Source organism: Aeromonas sp. S18(2024), assembly GCF_041402525.1.
In the GTDB taxonomy this organism is placed as follows: domain Bacteria; phylum Pseudomonadota; class Gammaproteobacteria; order Enterobacterales; family Aeromonadaceae; genus Aeromonas; species Aeromonas enteropelogenes.
The window spans coordinates 43,559-64,873 of sequence record NZ_JBGLQV010000001.1 but is presented as its reverse complement, the minus strand read 5'-3'; the positions used below and the strand labels follow the sequence as shown (position 1 = coordinate 64,873).

Here is a 21,315-nt window from a genome sequence, read left to right as displayed (position 1 = left end):
CTGCCAGCCCACCGAATGAGAGGAGCCCAGTCATGATCCCTTCCATCATTCGCTGGTCCGTCGGCAACCGCTTCCTAGTGTTGCTATTGACCCTCATGCTCACCGCCTGGGGGCTCTGGTCGGTCAAGCAAACCCCGGTGGACGCCCTGCCGGATCTCTCCGACGTGCAGGTGATCATCAAGACTTCCTACCCGGGCCAGGCGCCCCAGGTGGTGGAGGATCAGGTCACCTACCCGCTCACCACCGCCATGCTGGCGGTGCCGGGGGCCACCACGGTGCGCGGCTACTCCTTCTTCGGCGACTCCTTCGTCTATGTGCTGTTTGACGACAGCACGGATCTCTACTGGGCGCGTGCCCGGGTGCTGGAGTACCTGAGTCAGGTTGCCCCCAATCTGCCTGCCGGGGCCCAGCCCCAGCTCGGGCCGGACGCCACCGGAGTGGGCTGGGTCTACCAGTACGCCCTGGTGGACAAGACCGGCAAGCACGACCTGAGCGAGCTCACCTCCCTGCAGAACTGGTTCCTGAAATACGAGCTGCAGACGGTGAACGGCGTCTCCGAAGTCGCCACCGTCGGCGGCATGGTGCGCCAGTACCAGGTGCGGGTCGATCCGGACAAGCTGCGTGCCTACGGCATCCCGCTCTCCCTCATCGAGACCGCCATCAAGCAGGGCAACCAGGAGACCGGCGCCTCCGTCATCGAGATGGCGGAGGCGGAGTACATGGTGCGCTCCAACGGCTATCTGAAGAACGTCGAGGACTTAAAACAGATTCCGCTCGGCACCAATGTGCGCGGCGCCCCCCTGCTGCTGGGTGACGTGGCGGACGTAGTCACTGGCCCCCAGATGCGGCGCGGCATCGCCGAGCTCAACGGCGAAGGGGAAGTGGTGGGCGGCATCATCGTCATGCGCTACGGCGAAAATGCCCAGCACACCATAGACGGGGTCAAGGAGCGCCTGGCCGAGCTGAAATCCAGCCTGCCGGAGGGGGTGGAGATCGTCACCGTCTACGATCGCTCCGACCTTATCCAGCGCGCCATCGACAACCTCTCCGGCAAGCTGCTGGAGGAGTTCGCCGTGGTGGTGCTGGTCTGTCTCGCCTTCCTGTTCCACCTGCGCTCGTCCCTGGTGGTGGTCATCACCCTGCCCATCGCGATTTTGACCGCCTTTATCGTGATGCACCTGCAGGGGATCAACGCCAACATCATGTCGCTGGGGGGCATCGCCATCGCCATCGGCGCCATGGTGGATGGCGCCATCGTGATGATAGAGAACGTCCACAAGCACATGGAGCGGGAGGAGCTCACCGACAAGAACCGCTGGCGGATCATCACGGAGGCGAGCATCGAAGTCGGCCCCGCCATCTTCTTCTCCCTGCTCATCATCACCATGAGCTTCTTGCCGGTGTTTGCCCTGGAGGCGCAAGAGGGGCGCATGTTCCATCCGCTCGCCTTCACCAAGACCTACGCCATGGCTGCCGCCGCCGCGCTCGCCATCACGCTGGTGCCGGTGATCATGGGCTATTTCATCCGCGGCAAGGTACTGCCCGAGCAGGCCAACCCCCTCAACCGTGGCCTGAGCCAGGCCTATATCCCGCTGCTCAACGCCGTGCTGGCCCGCCCCAAGACCACCCTCGCCGCCGCCCTGGTGGTCACGATCGCGGGCTTCTGGCCACTCCAGCACCTGGGCTCCGAGTTTATTCCGCCGCTCGATGAGGGGGACATCATGTACATGCCCACCACGGCGGCCAATATCTCGGTGGGCAAGGCGCGGGAGATTTTGCAGCAGACCGACAAGCTCATCCGCACCGTGCCCGAGGTGCAGAACGTGTTCGGCAAGGCGGGGCGAGCCGACAGCGCCACCGATCCCGCCGATCTGGTGATGATGGAGACCAGCATCCAGCTCAAGCCGCGCGATCAGTGGCGCCCCGGCATGACCCCGGAGAAGCTGAAAGAAGAGCTCGACTCCCTCATCCGCTTCCCCGGTTTGACCAACGCCTGGGTCCCCCCCATCAAGACCCGCATCGACATGCTGGCCACCGGCATCAAGACCCCGGTGGGGATCAAGATTGCCGGGCCTGACCTCAAGGTCATTCAACAACTTGGCCAGCAACTTGAGCAGATCGTTGGCAAGGTTGAGGGGGCCTCATCCGTCTACGCCGAGCGGGTGGCCGGTGGCCGCTACGTCAAGGTGGACATCGACCGGCTCAAGGCGGCCCGCTACGGTCTCAATATCGCCGACGTGCAGGCGGTGCTCGCCACCGCGGTGGGTGGCATGGAGGTGGGGCAGACCATCGAGGGGCGCGAGCGTTACCCCATCAACCTGCGCTATCCCCAGAGCTATCGCGACTCGGTGGCCAGCCTCGAGCTGCTGCCCCTGGTTACCCCCAAGGGGGAGCGGATCGCTCTGGCGGACGTGGCCCGGGTCTACATCAGCGACGAGGCGCCCATGCTGCGCAGTGAAAACGCGCGCCTCAACGGCTGGGTCTACGTAGACATCCGCGGCCGCGACATCGGCTCCTTTGTGGCAGAGGCCAAGGCCGAGGTGGGCAAGCAGCTGGTGCTGCCGGCGGGCTACGCCCTCAGCTGGTCCGGTCAGTACGAATACATGGAGCGGGCCATGGAGCGCCTCACCTACGTGGTGCCGCTCACCGTCGCCATTATCGTGCTGCTGCTCTATCTGGCGTTTCGCCGCTTCCAGGAGGTGCTGCTCATCCTCACCACCCTGCCGCTGGCGGTAGTGGGCGGGATCTGGACCCTCTGGCTGCTCGACTTCAACCTCTCGGTGGCGGTGGGGGTCGGCTTTATCGCCCTGGCCGGGGTGGCGGTGGAGACGGGCGTGCTGATGCTGGTCTACCTCAACCACGCCTGGGACGATCTGGTGGCCGGCGGCAAACCGGACCAGGCCGGCCTGCACCGGGCCGTGGTCCACGGCGCCGCCCTGCGCCTGCGCCCCAAGATGATGACGGTGGTGACCATCATCGCGGGCCTGCTGCCCATCATGTGGAGCCAGGGCACCGGCTCAGAGGTGATGCAGCGCATCGCCGCCCCCATGATAGGCGGCATGGTGACCGCCCTGGTACTGACCCTGCTGGTGCTGCCCGCCGCCTATTACCTCTGGCGCAGCCGCACCCTGAAGACCCTCGACCACACGACTGCGCAGACGGATACGCCCGCTGCGCCCTGATCAACCGGACAACCCAAACAAGGAAACCAAGATGAACTACAAGACGCTGACCCTGACCCTGCTGCTAGGCCTCGCTACCCACACCGGCCTACAGGCCGAGGAGATGATGAACCACGAAGGCCATGACATGAGCCAGATGGGTGACATGCAGCAGATGGAGGGAATGCAGGAGAGGGTGATGACCAAGGGAGTCATCAGCCGCATCGACGCGGCAAATGGCAAGGTGGGCATCAAGCACGAGGCCATCGCGAACCTCAAGATGCCCGCCATGACCATGGTGTTCACCCTGGTCGAGCCGGCCCAGCTCAAGGGGATGAAAGTAGGTGACGCCGTCAGCTTTCATGCCGAGATGCGCGATGGCAAGCTGCTGCTGACCAAGATCCAGCCGCAATAAACCGTCAACAACGACCATAAACAGAGGGAGGCGCAAGCCTCCCTCTTTCGTTTCATCGGCTCGGGATGGATTCGTCAGCCACGCTTTTGCAGCAGGGTCTCCACGTCCGCGATTACCTTGAGCGCCGCCTGGGGGCCGCCGGACGAAGTCCAGAGTGAGCCATCCACGGCGCCAAAACGCTTCTCCCTGATCACCGGCAGCTGCTGGTAGGCCGGGGTCTGCTCGGCCTGGCGCATCGCTTCCACCGCATCGCCGCTGGCACTCAGGGTGCCGATCACCAGCCAGTCTGCATCCAGCAGATTGAGAGACTCCAGACTCAGGGCCGGGGAGTGGGGTGCCCCCTTGCCCTGCTGCTGGGCCGGGCGCACCAGCCCCATCGACTCCACCACGCTGCTGGCGAAGGTGCCCGGATACATGAAGCTCGGCCCCTTGGGATTCCAGCGCACTATGCTGATGCTCTCCCCCTGATGCCCGGCCAGGGTGGTGCGTGCCTGCTGCAGGCGCGCCTCGTATTGTTGCAGGAATGCCTCCCCCTCCTGTTCACGGTTGAGGGCGCTGGCGACACGGCGCAGCAACGGCTGCCAACCGTCGGTCCACTGGCCGGTCACCACGGTCGGGGCAATCTCCCGCAGCAGCGCCAGCTGCTCCGGGGTGGTTGGGCCGGTCAGGATCAGATCCGGCTCCAGGGTGATCAGGGTCTCCAGGTTGGGGCTGCCAAGATCCCCGACCACGGGGATCCCCTCTCCCACCTTGTCCAGCAGATAGCGCGGCAGGGTCGGCTGACCGCGACCATTGACGGCGCCAACCGGCTTGACCCCCAGAGTGAGGGCGCTGTCGAGATCAATCTCGCTCAAGGTCACCACCCGCTGGGGATTGGCCGGTACCTGGACGCTCTGGCCAAACGCATCGGTCACCTGACGCATCTCCTGCGCCTGAACCAGGGGCGCGGCCAGCATCAGGATAGTGGCGGCCAGGGAGGCAAAACGCTTCATTATCTCACTCCTTCTCTTGAGGTACTGCGTTGGTATAAACGGTATTCAGGGTCATGGCTTCAACTCGCCCGGCGCACGGCATCATCTGCATAGTGACGACGCGGCACTATGATGGGGGCACCATCGCCGGGGGCATGGAGGATATCGACGCTGGTCTGGTAGAGGCGATCGATAAGGGGCTTGGTCACCACTTCGCGGGCCGGGCCCATGGCAGCTATCTCCCCGTCACCGATGGCGATCAGTTCGTCGCAATAACGGGCCGCCATCACCAAATCGTGGATCACCAGCAGCACCGTCTTGCCCTCGGCGGTGATGCGGTGAATCGCCTCCATCACCTCGGTCTGGTGGCCGATATCGAGGGCGCTGGTGGGCTCGTCGAGCAGCACCATGTCGCTGTCCTGGGCCAGGATCATCGCCAGCCAGGCCCGCTGTGCCTGACCGCCGGAAAGCGACGAGGCGCTCTGGTACCAGATCCCCTCCAGCTGCATCCGCTCGCAGGCCGATCGCACCATGCGCGCATCCTCCTCGCTCCACTGATTGAACCAGCCCTGATGGGGGTGGCGGCCGTACTGCACCAGCTGTTCCACCAGGATGCCGGCGGGCAGGGTCGGCCGCTGGGGCAGATAGGCAAGCTCACGCGCCAGCCCCTTCATGGGGTAACTGGTCAGGGGCTTGCCCTTGAGCAATATCTCCCCGCTCTGGGGGGCCATCTGCCCACAAAGCAGCTTGAGCAGGGTCGATTTGCCGCAGCCGTTGGGGCCGACGATCCCCACCAGCTTGCCCTTTGGCACGCTGAAGGAGATATCGCGCAAGATGGTGGTCTGCTGATAGGCGAAATGGAGTCGGTTTACGGTGAGCGTCATCAGTCGGCCCTTTGGCGATCGTGAACAAGGAGAAACAGCAGCAAGAGGCCGCCGAGAATGCGGGTCATGATGCCGGTTGCCACCTCGTGGGGACTGGCCAGCACTCGAACCAGGGTGTCGCTGGCGAGCAGCAGCAGGGCGCCACTCAGAGCCGCCAGCCAGAGCGGCACGACTCTGTCCTTCACCAGCCAGGAGGCGAGGATGGGCGCCGCCATGGCGATAAAGACCACGGGACCGCCGATGGCGGTGCCAAGGGCCGCTACCAGAATGGCCTGGGCCAGGATCCCCAACTGCACCCTGTCGCCATTGACCCCGAGGGAGCGCGCCATCTCGGGGCCAAAACGCAGCACCGCCAGGGAGCGGGAGAGGTAGATGATCCAGGGGCAGAGCAGCAGCAACAAGATGACGATGGGGGTGATGGTGTTGTAACTCACCGCGATGAAACTGCCCATGTTCCACAGGTAGAGGGAGCTCAAGTGCAGCAGCGCCTTGGTGGACATCACGAACTGGCCGAGGGCCTCGAGCATCTCGGACAGACCAATGCCGATCACCACGAACAGGTAACCCTGTTCACCAGGTTTGCGGCAGAGGGCATAGAGCACCAGCGCCGCGAAGATGGCGCCGAGCGGCGCAGCCCACCAGGGCCAGCTTCCCAGGGTCAGGTAGAGGGAGAAGATGATGATGCCAAGGGAGGCGCCATTGTTGACCCCCACCATGTCGGGAGTTGCCAGCCGGTTGCGGATCAGGGTCTGTACCAGACAGCCCGAAAGCCCCATGGCCGCCCCCGCCACTATCACCCCCAGAATGCGGGGCAGCCGGATCTTGAACAGGGTGATCCCATCGAGGCGCGAGCCCTCCCCCAGCAAGGTGTTGAGCACGCCGGCAAAACCCAGCTTGCCGCTGCCGACACTCAAGGCCAGCAGCATCAAGGCTGCCAGGGCCAGGGCCAGCAGCGTCAGCCAACGCCAGCTCGGCAGATGCAGCAGGATGGAACGTTCGCTCGCCCGCAGGCAGAGCATATCGGTCGGTGTAAGCATCAGCGCCTCACTTGACGGTCAGCAGGGTACGAAAGCCCCCGCGACGCACGATGGCGATCAGCACGGGGGCGCCGATCAATGCCAGGATGACCCCGTTGGGCAGCTCAAACGGCTGGATCAGCCAGCGCGCCAGAATGTCGGCCACCAGCAGGAACAACATGCCGAACAGGGCGGAGAAACAGACCTGCACCGACAGCTTCACCGGCTCCACCAGACGGCCACAATAGGCCGCGAGGAAACCGACGAAACCGATGGGGCCGGCGATGGCGATGGCGCTGGCGGTCAGCAGGGTGGCGGCCAGCAGCACGCCGATCCGCACCCGGGTCGGCCGAATGCCCAGCGCCTGGGCCTGACTGTCCCCCATCTGCATCAGGGTCAGCTGGCGGCAGAGCAGCAGGGTGAGGGCGAAAGCGAGCAGCACGAACGGCAGCACGGCGATGATGGCGTCCATATCGGCCCCCGCGAGGGAGCCCAGATTCCAGAAGCGGTACTGCTCCAGCACCATCTTGTTGGAGAGCAGCAAGAAGTTGGAGAGGCCGCCGAAGGTGGCAGACAGCGCCACCCCTACCAGGATGAGCTTGAGGGGATTGGAGCGGCCTATCATCATGCCGAGCCCCAGCACGATGAGGTTGCCAAGCAGGGCACCGAGCCCGGCCCAGAGCAGATAACCGTAGGCGGACTCGACCCCGAACCAGGTGAGCCCGATCACCAGGGCGAAGACGGCGCCGGCATTGACCCCGAGCAGACCGGGTTCGGCCAGCGGGTTGCGAGTGGCGCTTTGCAGCAAGGAGGCGGCAAGCGAGAGAGAAACGCCCACCACCATGGCACACAGGGTGCGGGGCAGGCGTAGGGTATCGAGCACCATGGCCAGCTTCTCGTCGCCAGCAAAGCGGGGATCCCCCGCCAGATAACCCATCACTTCACGGGCGCCATACACCCCGGCACCAGTGGCCAGGGAGAGGCAAAGCAGCATGAACAGGAGGAACAATCCCAGCCAGAGCAGATACGTCTGGTGTCTAAGCACCCTTGGCTCCTTTTGTTGATATGTATGGTTGAATCAGGGAACAAGGGGAGCCCGCGGGCTCCCCGAACGCATCACAGCTTGTAAGCCACGCCGGCGTAGACGGTGCGCCCCTCGAGGATCTGATCCGCTTCGGTCGCGACCCAGTCACGCTTGGTGTTGGTCAGGTTGTTGAGGCCGAACTTCACATCCAGCGCCCGGGTGGCACTCCACACGGCGCCGGCATCCAGGGTGTGGAAGCCCGCCGTGTTTTCATAGGTGGTGCCGCTCAGACGTGGCACAGGCAGGATCTGGCTGCCGGTGTAGTTCCAGCCAAGCCGGGTGCTCAGAGTGTCGATCACCTGCCACTCCAGGGTGGCGTTGGCGGTGTGCTCCGGCGTCTTGTAGAGATCCTTGCCGGTGGTCTTGTCTTCCCCGTCGATCAGGGTGAAGTTGCCGGAGAGGCTCAGCGTATCCGTGATATCGAACCAGCCGCTCAACTCCAGCCCCTTGATGCGGGCCTTGCTGACGTTGCGATAAGTCATCACGGAGGGGCGCCAGGTGGAGGTCCAACCCTCGCTCTGGATCTTGTCCTTGATGTCGTTGTGGAAGGCGGTCACCCCGGCCCCCCACACGGTGGCGTCATAGGTGGTGCCCAGTTCATAGCTGACGGCGGTCTCGGGTTTCAGATCCGGGTTGCCCACCACGGCGCAGCGACCGCGACAGGCAGCAATCCCGTAATCGGCGTTGGACTGGGCGATGGTCGGTGCCTTGAACGCCTTGCCGATCCCCCCCTTGACCACCCAGTTATCGGTCAGGCTGTAGAGGGCATAACCGCGCGGGCTGAACTCGGTGCCATAGGTCTCGTGGTGATCGACCCGGCCGCTGAGGGTCAGGGCCAGATCGCCGAAGCCAAACTCGTCCTGCAGATAGAGGGCGCTCTGATCGACGCTGACATCACTCCCCTTGAGGCTGACGTTGTGCTTGAGCTCGGTGATGCGGTATTCGGCGCCGCCGGTCAACAGGTGGCTGCCAAGGTTGCCGCTCAGCTGGCCGTCGAAGGTGTGGTTGGTCTGGGTCACATCGCCGCTCTGTTTGGTCAGGCCCCTCATCAGCTCGGAGTCATCGAACAGGTCGACCTGCTCGAAGGCGTAGCCAACCCGGCTGTCGAACAGATCCCAGCGCCCGACGTGAGTCGCGTTGAGCCCCAGGCGCTCCATCTGCTGGATATTGCGCGGCGTCTGGCCGTAGTTGTTCCAGTGCGCCTCCCGATCATCCTTGGCGTAGTTCATGCCGACATCCAGATCCTGCTGCTCGTCGATGAGCCACTTGACGTTGGAGAGCATGCCGAGCTTCTCGCGCTGCTCGATGGCATCGGCCTTGGGGTTGATGCTCTGCTCGCTCTGCCAGGCATCCCTGTGGTTGCCTTCCACCACGAAGTTGGCCAGCAGCTTGTTGTCGATGAGTGCACCGCCCACATAGGCGCTCGCCTTGTTGACGTCCCCGCCGTGACCCTCGGTCGGATCGCTGAAGGTGTAAGTTGCAGCCGCCTCGGTCTGCTCCTTGGGCTGGCGCAGGATGACGTTGACCACGCCCCCCAGGGCATCGGCCCCGTAGAGGGAGGAGATGGGACCGCGGATCACCTCGATGCGCTCGATGGCGGCCATGGGGATGGCGGAGAGATCGAAGTCGTTACCGTAACCGGAAGTCAGGGCATCCCGGGAGCTGATGCGCCGCCCATTGACCAGCAGCAGGGTGTAGTCCCCCTCCAGCCCGCGCAGTTTGATCTCGCTGCGGCCATAGCTGGTGGCCGGATTGATGTTGACCCCGGGCAACTGTTTCAGGGCCCCGGTCAGGTCATTGACATTGAGCTTGTCGAGCTCGGCACGGGTCACGACCGAGACGCTGGCGGGCGCCGTCAGTTCACTGTGGCGAGTCTTGGTCGCGGTGACCACCAGGGTTTCATGGGCGGGATCGGCCGCGCCGGTTTGTGCTTGTGCCACGGCCGGCAAGGCAAAAAGGGACAACACCAGAGGATGAACTGCAAATAGTCGGGATGATGTACGCATCATCAACACTCCACATAGAACAGGAAAAGGCCAACACCACCGACATCCCTGTCTGACCTTGCCAGACCCGGCGCTGAGTGATTGGACTGCTTATGGCACGAGCACAGGCCCATGCTTCTTCGCCCTGATATCGGTCGGCTCGGACAGGAAACAGCCTGGCCATCCAGGGCGGTTCCTTCTCTATATGAAGGCGCCGTACCGATCGATTTCGGAATCGGCGCAATACTAAATGCAAATCATTTTTATTTGCAAGACATGAATCAGGTATTCTTTCGCGTCCGCTTAATTATCCATCACTTCGTGACGCGCCTGATGGTAAGCCTCCTCGCTCTTGCCTCTGCGCCAGTAAGGCACCGCATAAATGGCCTGGCGATCGACCTCCAGGGTTCCGCGTACATGGCGACGCAGCGGCAACACCAGCGCCTCTTCCCCTGCCAGCCAGAAGAAGCCTCCTTCCCGTTCAAGGGGCAAGCCCATGACATGCGCCAGCATGCCGCTTGCTTCAGGCTCGCCGACAAACCAGTGGCAGCGCACCCCGGTGGGCAGGAAAAGCGGCAGGGCGTCGGCCTGATCGGGTACCAGAATGGCGATCTCCCCTCTGGCATCGGCAGGCATCACTTCGCACATCGCCATGATGGCGGGCAAGGCGGTCAGATCCCCCACCAGACAGTAGTGATCTGCCGCTGGCAGCATGGGATTGGGGCCACCGGGCGCAGAGAGGATCGCCTTGTCCCCCGGTTTGGCCTGACCGGCAAAGGCGCTGGCAGGCCCGCCATCACCGTGCAGCACGAAGTCGATATCGAGCTCCAGGGACTCGCGGCGAAAGGCTCGCAATGTGTAGGTGCGGATGATGGGCTTGTCTGTCGGCTGCGGCCAGCGCGGACCGTTTGGCGTCATGGTCGGCAGCACGGGCTCTGCCTGGTTGGGCTGTGCCAGCATCACCTTGATGTGGGCACCGCCGCAGGTGTAGGGGTAGTCGGCCAGCTCACTGCCGGTAAAACAGATCCGGCGCAGATTGGGGGTAATTTGAGTAACGGCTTTGACACTCAACAGACGGGGACGGTTGGGAGGCAGAGTTGGGGACACTGATGAATTCCTCTTGCAGTAGATTACCCATGCTACACGCAAACAAGAATCAGTATCAAATGCGATTTATTCCCGTTTCATCGGTTTGTATCAGGAGTGTGCCATCATAGTCACTGGAGCCAGGCTCGCGGCGCCATGACGAAGGGGGATTTCCCCCTGCTAGCCGGCCCTTGTTCATGGCTGCGCGGCGGTTTTGAGAGAGCCTGGGCAGGCCGCCATGCTACGGCGCCCGACCACAGTTTTTCGCTATCAAATTTTATTTCTCAATAAGTTTCCTATCCTTAGTGAAGCAGTTAATGTAAGCACAAGATGCCAAACAGGATTGTATGATGGATGACCAGATCCTGATTATTGATGATGACGATATCGTCCTTCCCGATAGCCAACAGGCTGGCTGGAAGGTGATGATCGTGGATGATGAGCCCGAAGTTCATCGCATCACCAAGATCACCCTGAACAAATTCGAGTTTGACAATCGTCCCATCGAGTTTCTGCATGCCTACTCCGCTGCCGAGGCCAAAGAGCTGCTCGCCACAACACCTGATGTCGCCCTGCTGCTGCTGGATGTGGTGATGGAGTTCGATCATGCTGGCCTGGATGTGGTGAAGTTTGTTCGCGACGAGCTGCAAAACAAGATGGTGCGCATCGTGCTGCGTACCGGGCAACCTGGCCAGGCCCCGGAAGATGACGTGGTCACCAACTACGACATCAACGACTACAAGGACAAAACCGAGCTTACCTCCCAGAAGCTGCGTACCCTGCTGCGGGCCAGCCTGCGTTCCTATCGGGATATCCGCACTCTGGAGAGTAATCGCCAGGGGCTGGAAAAGGTCATTGAAGCCTCCAAGGGGATCTTTGAAAAGCGGGCCCTGCGCCAGTTTGTCGAAGGAGCACAGGCCCAGCTGACGGCCCTGCTTCATCTGGGAGAAACCCAGATCTATGATCTCAAGCAGTCGGCCTATGAAGTGCGGGATCAGATACTCGAACCCCTGCTGCCCGGCTTACCCCCGCTGCGATTGAGCGACGCCCCCGAGATATTGCGACACGCCATGGCCAGCAGAGCCAACGTCTACGCCCCGGAGCAGATGGTGCTTTACTGCCAGAATCCGCGCCACCATCTGCTGTTTCATATCGAGACCTTTCGCCAGCTCAGCCAGATGGACACGGGCCTGCTCACCCTGTTCACCGAAAACATCATAGTGGCATTGGAGAATATCCGGCTCAACGAGGTGATCGCCGACAACCAGCGGGAGATCATCTATCGCATCGGTGAACTGGTCGAGACCCGCTCAAAGGAGTCGGGGCTGCACGTCAAACGGGTCGCGCTCTATACCGAGTTGTTCTGCCTGCTGCTTGGTATGAGCGAGGAGCAGAGCGAGCTTATCAAGCGCGCATCGCCCCTGCATGACATCGGCAAAGTGGGGATCCCGGACTCCATCCTGCACAAACCAGGCAAGTTGACCCCGGAGGAGTGGGAGATCATGAAAACCCACGCCCAGCTCGGTCAGGACATGCTCTCCGGCAGCGATCTGGCGCTGTTCCAGATTGGGGCCACCATCGCAGGCAACCACCATGAAAAGTGGAATGGCAGCGGCTATCCCCGCGGTCTGACAGGGGAGAATATTCCGCTGGAGGGGCGCATCGTGGCGCTCGCCGACGTGTTCGATGCTCTCGGCTCGGATCGCTGCTACAAGAAGGCGTGGCCACTGGACAAGGTGCTGGCCCTGATAGAAGAGGAGAAAGGGGAGCATTTCGATCCCAGCCTGGTCGAGCTGATGATGGCCAATCTGGACAAGTTCCTCGAGATCCGCGAACAGTACAAGGATGTCTATATCGGCGAGCACTAGCCGTCCCCTTCCCACATTGGCCTGCGACAGACACAGCAAGGCGCCAGATAAAAAAACCGCCCATGGAGGGCGGTTTTTTTTATCCCGATGGCCTGTGTCACTGCTCCGGCAAGTTGAGATCCAGCTTGGTACTCGTGTCAGCGGACTCCGGACTCTTAGCCTGTACTGCCGCCAGCGCCCGCTTCAGGGCCCGGCGTTTTTGCAACACCACAAACCCGACTCCACCGAGCACCAGCAGCAACACGCCTCCCCCGGCCAGCACCCAGACCAGCCAGCCCATCTCCTCTTCCTGCGGCGCTTCAACGGGCTGCGCGCTGGAGACGACAGGCGCCACCTCAACCGGCGGGGGCGGAGGGAATATGTTGAAACTCTTGCCGGGCAACAGGATCTTCACTTCGCGCCCCAGCAAGTTGGTGCCATAGAGCGTGGCTTGTACCTCGTACTGCCCTGGGTCCTTGATCGTCGACAGGTCGATATTCAGTCTGGGGGCGGCCCCCGTCTGGCTAAAGGGATAATTCCCTCCCTCCTTGCTCGTCACCTTTCCCTGGATCACCACAGAGGCCGGATCCAGCTCATCCCGATCGATGAGGAATGCCATCTTGGCCCCTTGCACGTCAGAAGGCGGCTCCAGGTTATAACTGAACGGATAGGGGTAGAGCAGCACATCCTGATAACGGGCACGTTCAAACACCTGATTACCCGTGCTGAACATGGCGCGGTACTTGCCTGTCGGAATATCTTCCAAGACCGCCTCTGCGGTCATGACCCCATCCCCCGGCTCCTCGTCAAGCCCCTTGCCATCGTCATGATACAGGCCGAGCACCTTGTCCAGCACCACCTCCTGCTGTTTGTCATCGCTGTACGACTGCAACCTGACGGTCATCCCCAGCTCGGAGAGATAGTAGTTGTCTGCAGGCTGCTCCCCCGCTATCTGCAACCAGGATTTGAGCTTGATCACCTCTCCCTGATAGAGCTGCATCGGCAGCGCCTCAATATCCAGCTTGATATCGGAGAGGATGCGCACCCGGTTGTCCGGATCCACCTCCCCTATCGCCTGCCAGGGGCCCGGCATGGGATTGCGCAGGGTGATGAGGTCATATTCGGGCAACGCCAGCCAACCCACATCGGCAGGCTTGACCCGACCCACATAAAGCTTGCTGCCATCGGGTCGCACCAGGATCACCGACGGGGTGCCCGCTTTGCGCTTGATGATGAAGGTGATCTCCTTCACCCCGTAGTCGATGCGAAAGCGGTTATCCAGCAAGGGGATGTCGGAGGGCGCAAACACCTCGGTCGCCGCCGCCCCCAGCGAACAGAGCAACAGGAGAGAAGCCCACCACCTGCTCATTGCCGCCACAGACAGCTTCCTCCCTTCTTTTGCACCAGATCCAGCCTCGCCTCGTGCAGCGCCTGCACCTCGGCGCTGGCCCGCACCACTTTGAGAGGCGGACGATGGCTTTCCAGCCGTCGGATGCTGGTATCCTGGCTGCTCTCGCTCTCGCTGCTTTCGGTCGCCAGATTCAGTTTGGTCTGACCACCCGTCATCAACAGGTAGACGTCCGCCAAGATCTCCGCATCGAGCAAGGCCCCGTGCAGGGTCCGGTGGGAGTTGTCTATGCCGTAGCGATCACAGAGCACATCCAAATTGTTGCGCTTGCCCGGGAAGAGATCCCGCGCCATCGCCAGGGTATCCGTGATGCTGCAGATATCGGCGGTCTTGAAATCGAGCCCGAGCTTGCCGAACTCGTAGTCCATGAAGCTGACGTCAAACGGCGCGTTGTGGGCAATGAGCTCGGCACCGCGGATAAACTCGATGAACTCGTCGGCGATCTGGTTAAAGGAGGGTTTGTCGGCCAGGAAGGCGTCGGTAATGCCGTGCACCTGCACCGCTTCCGGGTCCACCAGCCGATCCGGCTTGATATAAACGTGGTAATGGTTGCCAGTCAGCTTGCGGTTGATCACCTCCACACAGCCGATTTCGATGATGCGGTGACCCAGATAGACGGGGCCGCCACCTGTGTTCATACCTGTGGTTTCAGTATCCAGAATGATCTGGCGATTCAGTTGGGGTGTGTTCATGATCCAATCTATGTCAAACTTCGGCTTTACCCGCTAGTTTACCCCAAGCCTTCGGCTAAAACAGATTGATTACTCATGTTAAAACAGATTGATTTATTCACGGATGGCTCCTGCCTCGGCAATCCGGGCCCGGGCGGTTACGGTGCCGTCATGGTTTATGGCAAGCATCGCAAAGAGATCAGCGCCGGTTTTCGGCTCACCACCAATAACCGGATGGAGCTGATGGCTGCCATCATGGGCCTGCGCACCCTGAACGAGCCCTGCCAGGTTCGCCTCACCACAGACAGCCAGTATGTGCGCCAGGGGATCACCCAGTGGATCATCGGCTGGAAGAAAAAAGGGTGGATGACGGCCAATCGCCAGCCGGTCAAGAATGTCGACCTGTGGCAGGCGCTGGATGCGGAAGTGAGCCGCCACCAGATCGAGTGGCTCTGGGTCAAGGGGCACTCCGGCCATCCGGAGAACGAACGCTGTGACGAGCTGGCCAGAGAGGCTGCCTGCGGCAAGCAGTTGGCCGAGGATACCGGCTACCAGCCCTGACGCGCCATTCCCGGTGTGGCCAGCGATTTTGGCAACTGCCAGCGGCGTCGCACCGGGATGAGTGGAAAGCGCCGCTTGCGGGCGGCAATCACATAGACAGAGGCAAATCCCCGGCAATAATCCCGTCCCAGGCTCTCCCGCCACCAGCTATGCCAGCTTTGTCGTCCCATGAACGAGTAGCCAAAGCGTTCATCGAACATCACCTCGCACCCCAGCAACTGCAGCCAGTCCGTGACCCGTCCCGGGGTAAACATACGTGCCGACCAGGGCAACCTGCGCCGCAGCACCGGCATGTAATGCCCGATCCCGACCAGACTCAACGGGTTGTAGCCGCTGACGATCAGCCAGCCATCGTCGGTCAACACCCGTTCGGCTTCGCGCAATACCTGATGGGGATCGGCAGAGAAATCGAGACAGTGGGCCAGCAGACAGGCATCGACGCTGCCGGTACGCACCGGCAAGTCCAGCGGATCGCCGTACATGTCGAGCAGCCGACCTTCGGGGGCGACACCGATCTGGTGGCGAATGGAGGAGCATTTGCAGGAGAGCTCGGCGCTCAGGGCACCTATTTTCAACAGATGATAGCCAAACAGGTTTGGGCACCAGTTGTCGAGCCGCTCCTGAATTTCACCCGCCACCCAGTCCCCCATGGGCAATGCGGACCAGCTGGTCGGGATCTCGATTTGTTGTTCGGTACGTGCCACCTGCATAATAGGGCTCAACTCGGGGTTTCGAACGCCATCCTGTTATATAAGATACCCTCCCTAAAGAGAAGCAGACTCATGTATCCAGTGATCACAGTTCCAGCCTTTAACGACAACTACATCTGGTTGATCCGACACGAAAATCATTGCCTGGTCGTCGACCCGGGCGACGCGGCTCCGGTGCTGGAGCGGCTGGCCGCACTGGAGTTGCAGCTCGATGCCATCCTGCTGACCCATCACCATCACGATCATGTCGGCGGTGTTGGCGAACTGCTCGGCCACTTCCCCCACGCCAAGCTGTATGGGCCCAAACTGGACCCCATGCCGGATCACCACGGCCAATGGCTGGAGGATGGCGATCAGATCAACTGGCATGGTCTCGCCCTTGAGGTGATCCATGTACCCGGCCATACCCGTGGCCACATCGCCTATTACAGCGAAGGCATGCTGTTTTGCGGTGACACCCTCTTCTCCGCTGGTTGCGGTCGCCTGTTCGAAGGGACGGCGGAGCAGATGTATCGCTCGCTAGAACGCCTTGCGGCCCTGCCCGACGACACCCTCATCTATTGTGCCCATGAGTACACCCTGTCCAACCTGCGCTTTGCCTATGCGGTCGAGCCGGACAACCCGGCGATCCAGCGCCAGATCGGGCTGATCAGCAAACGGCGCCAACAAGGGCTGCCCAGCCTGCCTAGCCGGCTCGGGGACGAAAAGTCATTCAACGTTTTTCTGCGTTGCGAGGCGGACTCGGTAAGATTTTCTGCTGAAAAACACGCACTAAAATGCGTGGAAAATCCGGTAGATACCTTCACCATCCTGCGCCAATGGAAGGACGTTTTTTGAGCAAACCTTGATCAGGGGGACGTTGCCCCTTATGATGCGGGCTGTTTTTGTTACAAATGACCGGAACGAGATGAAGGTACGAACGGCCTTATTGGCAGCGCTGTTGCTCAGCGGCTGCCAAAACCTGAGCCATCAGGATGACCGGGCGCTAACGGCAATCGAGCCGCTCAAGTCCCCCCAGGTCAATAAAAAAGCGAATAAAAAACATGCTTCACGTTTCGTTTTCGGCGATGAACAGCTGGACGAAATGGAAGATACGGACAATCTGTGGGTGCGTATCAGCGATGATATGCAACTGGATACCCCGGATAACCCCCGCATCAGGAAGCAACGCGAGTGGTTGCTGCGCAACGACAAGCATCTGGCGACCATTGCCAGCCGGGCTGAACCCTACCTATATCTGATGGTGGAGGAAATAGAACGGCGTGAGCTGCCAATGGAGCTTATTACTGTTCCGATGATCGAGAGCATGTTCAATCCTCGTGCTCGCTCCCGCAGCAATGCGGTCGGTCTGTGGCAGTTTGTACCCGCCACCGGCCGAAACTTCGGCCTGCGTCATGACAACTGGTATGACGGTCGCCGGGATGTGCTGGCGTCCACCAATGCGGCGCTCGACTATCTGGAATACCTGAACCGCTTCTTTGATGGTGACTGGCTGCAAACCCTGGCCGCCTACAATGCCGGTGAAGGGCGGGTTCGCAACGCCATCGTGCGCAACCAGCGTGCCGGTCGCCCGACCGACTACTGGTCCCTCGATCTGCCGCGGGAAACCCAGATGTACGTGCCCAAGATCCTGGCCATGGCGGACATGCTCAGCAATGCGGACAAGTACAACATCAAGTTGCCGGTGCTTGCCAACCAGCCCAAGTTGCGGGTTGTCGAGACTGGCAGCCAGATCGATCTGAACGTGGCTGCCCAGCTGGCAGGCCTGCGCGTCTCCCATCTCAAGGAGGTTAACCCGGCCCTGAGTCGTGGCGTGATGTCCCCCCGTGGCCCCTACCGGCTGCTGGTACCGGTCGAATACGCCGATACTCTGGAGCTGGCGCTGGCGGATCTGCCCAAGAGCGAGCGTATCCGTACCCGCTCCTATCAGGTGGTCAGCGGAGACACTCTGTCGCGCATCGCCCAGAACCATGGTGTCAGCGTGAGCGAGCTGAAACTGGCCAACAACCTGCGCAGCAACAACCTGCGCCGTGGCCAGCAGCTGGTGATCCCCCTTGGCGGCAAGGCGGTGGTCAGTAGCCAGCCCACGGTTGCCAGCAAGCCGCAGCAGCTGGCGAGTCGTGCGAGCACGTCGAAGAACAAGGTGAGCTACAAGGTGCGCTCCGGCGATACCCTGTGGAGCATCAGCAAGGTCCACGGCGTCTCTCACAACGAGCTGGCCAAGTGGAACGGCCTGAATGCCAAGTCGGCCCTCAAGCCGGGCATGAATCTGGTGGTCTATCCCAAGCAGGGGAAGAGCAACAAGTCGGTGGTCTATCAGGTTCGCCGTGGCGACTCCCTCTCCTCCATCGCGGCCCGCTTCCAGGTGGCCATCAACGATGTGATGCGCTGGAACCAGCTCGACAAGGGGGACTACCTCAAGCCGGGCCAGGAGTTGACCCTGTTTGTGAACAACAACAGCTAAGTGCGACCCACGCCTTGACCCGACACAAAAACGGGGCCAGTCAACTGACTGGCCCCGTTTCTTTTCAACGCGGTAGCGACTAGTCCCATAGCCGGGTCGGCACCACCAGCAGCACGGTACGCTGCCCCACCTCCACGTTGGCATTGGGGAAGACGATGGCCTCGCGCGGCTTTTCGACCGTGTATCTCAGATCCCCATCCTCAGCCAGCACGAACCCCTGGGGGAATTCGGTGAAGTTGTCCACGTCGCTGGCGAACAGGAAGCGAAACTGCTCGGATCGCTTGTTGATCACCCGATCGATGGCAAACAGGGTGAAGTCCTCGGCGCGCCAGGGCTCCAGTGCCACCTCGTCCCGGGTCACCAGCTCCTGCAATGCGACCTTGGTCTCGATGAAGCGAGTCATGTCGTTCTCGCCAAACGGGCGTACCTTGCCCAGCTCCACCGTGAAGGCGTGGGCTCCATGCTGGTGAGAGCTGTAATAGCTGAAGGTGGTGGTGGGGCCACCGGAGAGCAAGATGGTTCTCACTCCGCAGGCACCGAGAAACTGAACCTGCTCCCGGCAGTGGGGGCGCTCGTGGGGGAAGGGATAGACGGCAAACTTCTCATGGCGCGAGCCACGAATGGCGGTGTGCAGATCGTAGTGATAGCGCGGGCGGTCCGGATCGGCGAAGAAGCGGCTCACATACTGCTCGAGGCGCATGGCGCGGATCCGCTCCCGGTTGCACAGCCCCTCCCCCTTGCTGTGGGCGCCAGAGAAGAGGCGGTTCATGTTCTCCTCCACCTCCCGCACCCCGAGGTTCATGGCGGCCGGATTGCCAAACAGGAACAGGATCCGGTGGCGAGCCTGCAGCTCCCCCTCGAGCAATCGGGTCAGCAGCTGGTTGCAGATCTCGATGGGGGCCGTCTCGTTGCCGTGAATGCCACAGGAGAGCACGATATCCTTGCGCCCGCCCGGTTGATCACCGGCCCCGGAGGCGGGCTCGAGGCAGAGCACGCCGGTATCCCAGACACTCACCCTGTCGCCATTGGCCAATGCATAGGAAAAGGGCTCGAGCTGCCACTCATGGCTGCGAGTCAAGGCCAAAAAATCATGCTGGGGAATCATCCATCTCACCCTCTTGGTCTGAAACACTAGGGTGGATTATACGCAAGGCGACGCGGCTTAAAATCCGTTTTTTAAACAAATTCAAACATTAATGATACAAGTTGGCGAACAGGCTGGCGCAGAAACCAATAGGGTCAAGGGCAAGCATTAAAGGGTTGCTGGCGGGGAAAAACAGCGTGGTGCAGCCGGTCGATCACTGGCTGGCAAGGGGGATGGGGATCAGCAGAACAACGAGGCATCCATGCCCGGTCGATTAACCACGCCAGAACGGCTTGGTGGTTTCCTGATAGCGATCGGCTTCGCTCAGACCGATGTCCTTGAGCAGGTACTCGGGCAGCTCAGAGAGCTGGCGACGGCTGCGGCTGCGCTCCAGCCAGGTCAATACGGTCATCTTGGCACGAGCGATCAGGTTCAGCTCGCTGTCGTGGTGATAACCGGCTTGGGTATAGGTCATGTTGGCCATGGTATGGCTCCTCCGGGTTCTGATGTTTGCGCACTGGGCTTGAAGATGATGCGCAAAGCTTAGTCAGGGGCCGGATCCGTCTCAATTGACGAATTTTGATACATGACATTAGCAAAACTAATGGTTAAATGCGCAACGATTTAAATTTAACTCATTGAATATAAAGGATTAATAAAACACGAACAGCAGCCGTATGCTGCCACAGCATATTGTGCTGGGCAGGAGCCCTCTATATATGCAATTTAGCACGCATCCTATGCACTCGCAGCATGCCACCCCTGCGCCGATCACCTCGTCTTTACAGCGTTTTGTTAATTTATTGATCTTTTATTGATCGTTATTTAACCCAATGACACAAAAGAAACCTGCCTGGCGCCGTCTCTTTCCCATGCATGAGGCCAGCAGCCATCCACGACTTGGCGCCTCGCCGCCATGCTGGTATGGTTATTTATACAGTGGTTTGCCTATCACCGAGCCCGCTCCAGGGCCGGATGCGACAACAGGATCATCGATGGACACCTTTACCCCTACCGCCGCCCTGCGCCAAAAGATGGAGGCGATTGAAGATTCACTGGCCCGGCTGGCCGCGCAGCTGCGCCAGCTCGAACTGAAAGAGGCCCATGTCTATCCCCTGCCCCCGGTCCCGCAAGGGGAAGAGCACGACCCCATCGAGCGGATCGAGGTGGGCTATCTGTGCGGGGAGGAGGCACTCGCCGACACCCTGGCCGCCTATCAGGATCACAGCGCCCGCCCGGGTTGCTCCACCAAGGCAACTCATCGCCTGCCCGGCTGGTTGCGTTTCCCGGCCGCCGCAGCACCCCTGCTGGCCCCCCTGATTGAGGAGATCAACCGCCACAAGCTTGAGTTCAAGGGGCTGGTGCAGCAGGCCGGCGGGCGGGACGAGAAGTTCGAGCTGGTCCACACCGCTCTGCCCGGCGTCATCACCCTGCAGGTCTATCGCAAGCTGACCCTGCTGGATGGAGAGCTGCAATCGTTGGGATTTACCTGGGCCGACAAGCAGACCATCAACCGCCTCAGCCGGGAGCAGGTGCTGGAGATGCTGGAGCGCAGCCGCCGCTACGTGCCGGCCCTCTCCAACAACGAGGAGTGGAGCAAGATGGTAGATCAGGAGGTGTACGACATCCGTCGCCTGCCCGCTGATACCGAGCTGCGGATCCGCCGCCCGGTCAAGACCCACCCCATGATCAACCTGTTGTGGCAGGCGCGCACGCCCCGCAAGCAGCAGATCAAGGCGAGCCTGCCCCTGCTGCTCTGCGCAGACAGCTCCCCTGCCGTGACTCATCTTGGCCACTACCCGCCCAAGAGCCGGCAGGCGCGGCGGGATCGCAAGATTGGCGGCGAGCCCATCATAGAGCGGCTCCACCTCTACCTCTATCAGGGGTAAGCGGCGCCCGACCCTGTGCAGATTGACCAAAGAAAAGAGGGGAGCATCCGCAGATGTTCCCCTCTCTTTTACCCTTGGC

18 protein-coding genes are annotated in these 21,315 nt (G+C 61.3%); 7 read left to right on the top strand and 11 right to left on the bottom strand.

Annotated features, from left to right (window positions below):
* Positions 1-32 precede the first annotated feature (32 nt).
* Both ACB034_RS00245 and ACB034_RS00240 read left to right on the top strand, forming a co-directional pair.
* The gene (locus ACB034_RS00245) at positions 33-3,182 is read left to right on the top strand and encodes an efflux RND transporter permease subunit (RefSeq protein ID WP_371171774.1); all 3,150 of its coding nucleotides are present in this window, start codon (positions 33-35) and stop codon (positions 3,180-3,182) included.
* Positions 3,183-3,213: 31 nt separating this feature from the next.
* The gene (locus ACB034_RS00240; RefSeq protein WP_371171773.1) at positions 3,214-3,576 is read left to right on the top strand and encodes a copper-binding protein; all 363 of its coding nucleotides are present in this window, start codon (positions 3,214-3,216) and stop codon (positions 3,574-3,576) included.
* Between the two features lie 74 nt (positions 3,577-3,650).
* On the opposite strand, the gene ACB034_RS00235 is transcribed toward ACB034_RS00240, so the two are convergent.
* From ACB034_RS00235 to ACB034_RS00210, 6 genes are all read right to left on the bottom strand, one after another.
* On the bottom strand, positions 3,651-4,568 hold the full coding sequence (locus ACB034_RS00235) for an ABC transporter substrate-binding protein (protein WP_371171772.1): 918 nt from the start codon (positions 4,566-4,568) through the stop codon (positions 3,651-3,653).
* 59 nt (positions 4,569-4,627) lie between these two features.
* Positions 4,628-5,431 carry an ABC transporter ATP-binding protein gene (locus tag ACB034_RS00230; protein WP_371171771.1) on the bottom strand — a complete coding sequence of 268 codons (804 nt, stop codon included), beginning with the start codon at positions 5,429-5,431 and terminating at the stop codon, positions 4,628-4,630.
* The gene (locus tag ACB034_RS00225; RefSeq protein ID WP_342010766.1) at positions 5,431-6,468 is read right to left on the bottom strand and encodes an iron ABC transporter permease; all 1,038 of its coding nucleotides are present in this window, start codon (positions 6,466-6,468) and stop codon (positions 5,431-5,433) included. Before ACB034_RS00225 ends, ACB034_RS00230 begins: the two co-directional genes overlap by 1 nt.
* 7 nt (positions 6,469-6,475) lie before the next feature.
* Positions 6,476-7,492, bottom strand: a complete 1,017-nt coding sequence (locus ACB034_RS00220; RefSeq protein ID WP_371171770.1) for a FecCD family ABC transporter permease — start codon at positions 7,490-7,492, stop codon at positions 6,476-6,478.
* Between the two features lie 71 nt (positions 7,493-7,563).
* Positions 7,564-9,537 carry a TonB-dependent receptor domain-containing protein gene (locus tag ACB034_RS00215; protein WP_371172053.1) on the bottom strand — a complete coding sequence of 658 codons (1,974 nt, stop codon included), beginning with the start codon at positions 9,535-9,537 and terminating at the stop codon, positions 7,564-7,566.
* 282 nt (positions 9,538-9,819) lie between these two features.
* Entirely contained in the window at positions 9,820-10,623 is an 804-nt protein-coding gene (locus ACB034_RS00210; RefSeq protein WP_371171769.1) for a siderophore-interacting protein, read from the bottom strand.
* Positions 10,624-10,952: 329 nt separating this feature from the next.
* Between ACB034_RS00210 and ACB034_RS00205 the strand changes: the two genes are divergently transcribed.
* Positions 10,953-12,470, top strand: coding sequence for an HD domain-containing phosphohydrolase (locus ACB034_RS00205; protein WP_061475755.1), 1,518 nt, complete (start codon positions 10,953-10,955; stop codon positions 12,468-12,470).
* Positions 12,471-12,567: 97 nt separating this feature from the next.
* Here ACB034_RS00205 and ACB034_RS00200 read toward each other — a convergent pair whose 3' ends face one another.
* Entirely contained in the window at positions 12,568-13,818 is a 1,251-nt protein-coding gene (locus ACB034_RS00200; RefSeq protein WP_371171768.1) for a TIGR03503 family protein, read from the bottom strand.
* Entirely contained in the window at positions 13,815-14,549 is a 735-nt protein-coding gene (gene dnaQ / locus ACB034_RS00195; RefSeq protein WP_371171767.1) for a DNA polymerase III subunit epsilon, read from the bottom strand. The genes ACB034_RS00200 and dnaQ overlap by 4 nt, the downstream gene beginning before the upstream one ends.
* A 75-nt stretch (positions 14,550-14,624) precedes the next feature.
* Between dnaQ and rnhA the strand changes: the two genes are divergently transcribed.
* Positions 14,625-15,089, top strand: coding sequence for a ribonuclease HI (gene rnhA, locus ACB034_RS00190; RefSeq protein WP_042069971.1), 465 nt, complete (start codon positions 14,625-14,627; stop codon positions 15,087-15,089).
* On the opposite strand, the gene ACB034_RS00185 is transcribed toward rnhA, so the two are convergent.
* A complete protein-coding gene (locus ACB034_RS00185) occupies positions 15,077-15,799 on the bottom strand; it encodes a methyltransferase domain-containing protein (protein ID WP_042028490.1) in 723 nt (240 codons plus the stop codon). The genes rnhA and ACB034_RS00185 overlap by 13 nt on opposite strands.
* A 72-nt stretch (positions 15,800-15,871) precedes the next feature.
* On the opposite strand from ACB034_RS00185, the gene gloB reads away from it, so the two are divergent.
* Together gloB and ACB034_RS00175 are read left to right on the top strand one after the other, a co-directional pair.
* Positions 15,872-16,636 (top strand): hydroxyacylglutathione hydrolase, encoded by a 765-nt coding sequence (gene gloB / locus ACB034_RS00180; protein WP_026457479.1) that lies wholly within the window; start codon positions 15,872-15,874, stop codon positions 16,634-16,636.
* A gap of 70 nt (positions 16,637-16,706) precedes the next feature.
* Positions 16,707-18,263, top strand: coding sequence for a LysM peptidoglycan-binding domain-containing protein (locus ACB034_RS00175; protein ID WP_371171766.1), 1,557 nt, complete (start codon positions 16,707-16,709; stop codon positions 18,261-18,263).
* A gap of 79 nt (positions 18,264-18,342) precedes the next feature.
* Here the strand turns inward: ACB034_RS00175 and astE are convergent, their stop codons facing one another.
* Positions 18,343-19,368 (bottom strand): succinylglutamate desuccinylase, encoded by a 1,026-nt coding sequence (astE, locus tag ACB034_RS00170; RefSeq protein ID WP_026458133.1) that lies wholly within the window; start codon positions 19,366-19,368, stop codon positions 18,343-18,345.
* A 253-nt stretch (positions 19,369-19,621) separates the two neighbouring features.
* A complete protein-coding gene (locus tag ACB034_RS00165; protein WP_026458132.1) occupies positions 19,622-19,831 on the bottom strand; it encodes a DUF1127 domain-containing protein in 210 nt (69 codons plus the stop codon).
* A gap of 511 nt (positions 19,832-20,342) precedes the next feature.
* Here ACB034_RS00165 and ACB034_RS00160 point away from each other — a divergent pair.
* Complete coding sequence (locus ACB034_RS00160; RefSeq protein ID WP_371171765.1) at positions 20,343-21,236, top strand: DNA replication terminus site-binding protein; 894 nt, start codon at positions 20,343-20,345, stop codon at positions 21,234-21,236.
* Positions 21,237-21,315: the final 79 nt, after the last annotated feature.

Bases quoted from the DNA above. Each gene is read 5' to 3' on its own strand.
- ACB034_RS00245 (WP_371171774.1), top strand. From the start codon at position 33: ATGATCCCTTCCATCATTCGCTGGTCCGTCGGCAACCGCTTCCTAGTG.
- ACB034_RS00240 (WP_371171773.1), top strand. From the start codon at position 3,214: ATGAACTACAAGACGCTGACCCTGACCCTGCTGCTAGGCCTCGCTACC.
- ACB034_RS00235 (WP_371171772.1), bottom strand. From the start codon at position 4,568: ATGAAGCGTTTTGCCTCCCTGGCCGCCACTATCCTGATGCTGGCCGCG.
- ACB034_RS00230 (WP_371171771.1), bottom strand. From the start codon at position 5,431: ATGACGCTCACCGTAAACCGACTCCATTTCGCCTATCAGCAGACCACC.
- ACB034_RS00225 (WP_342010766.1), bottom strand. From the start codon at position 6,468: ATGCTTACACCGACCGATATGCTCTGCCTGCGGGCGAGCGAACGTTCC.
- ACB034_RS00215 (WP_371172053.1), bottom strand. From the start codon at position 9,537: ATGCGTACATCATCCCGACTATTTGCAGTTCATCCTCTGGTGTTGTCC.
- ACB034_RS00205 (WP_061475755.1), top strand. From the start codon at position 10,953: ATGGATGACCAGATCCTGATTATTGATGATGACGATATCGTCCTTCCC.
- ACB034_RS00200 (WP_371171768.1), bottom strand. From the start codon at position 13,818: ATGAGCAGGTGGTGGGCTTCTCTCCTGTTGCTCTGTTCGCTGGGGGCG.
- dnaQ (WP_371171767.1), bottom strand. From the start codon at position 14,549: ATGAACACACCCCAACTGAATCGCCAGATCATTCTGGATACTGAAACC.
- rnhA (WP_042069971.1), top strand. From the start codon at position 14,625: ATGTTAAAACAGATTGATTTATTCACGGATGGCTCCTGCCTCGGCAAT.
- ACB034_RS00185 (WP_042028490.1), bottom strand. From the start codon at position 15,799: ATGCAGGTGGCACGTACCGAACAACAAATCGAGATCCCGACCAGCTGG.
- gloB (WP_026457479.1), top strand. From the start codon at position 15,872: ATGTATCCAGTGATCACAGTTCCAGCCTTTAACGACAACTACATCTGG.
- ACB034_RS00175 (WP_371171766.1), top strand. From the start codon at position 16,707: ATGAAGGTACGAACGGCCTTATTGGCAGCGCTGTTGCTCAGCGGCTGC.
- astE (WP_026458133.1), bottom strand. From the start codon at position 19,368: ATGATTCCCCAGCATGATTTTTTGGCCTTGACTCGCAGCCATGAGTGG.
- ACB034_RS00165 (WP_026458132.1), bottom strand. From the start codon at position 19,831: ATGGCCAACATGACCTATACCCAAGCCGGTTATCACCACGACAGCGAG.
- ACB034_RS00160 (WP_371171765.1), top strand. From the start codon at position 20,343: ATGGACACCTTTACCCCTACCGCCGCCCTGCGCCAAAAGATGGAGGCG.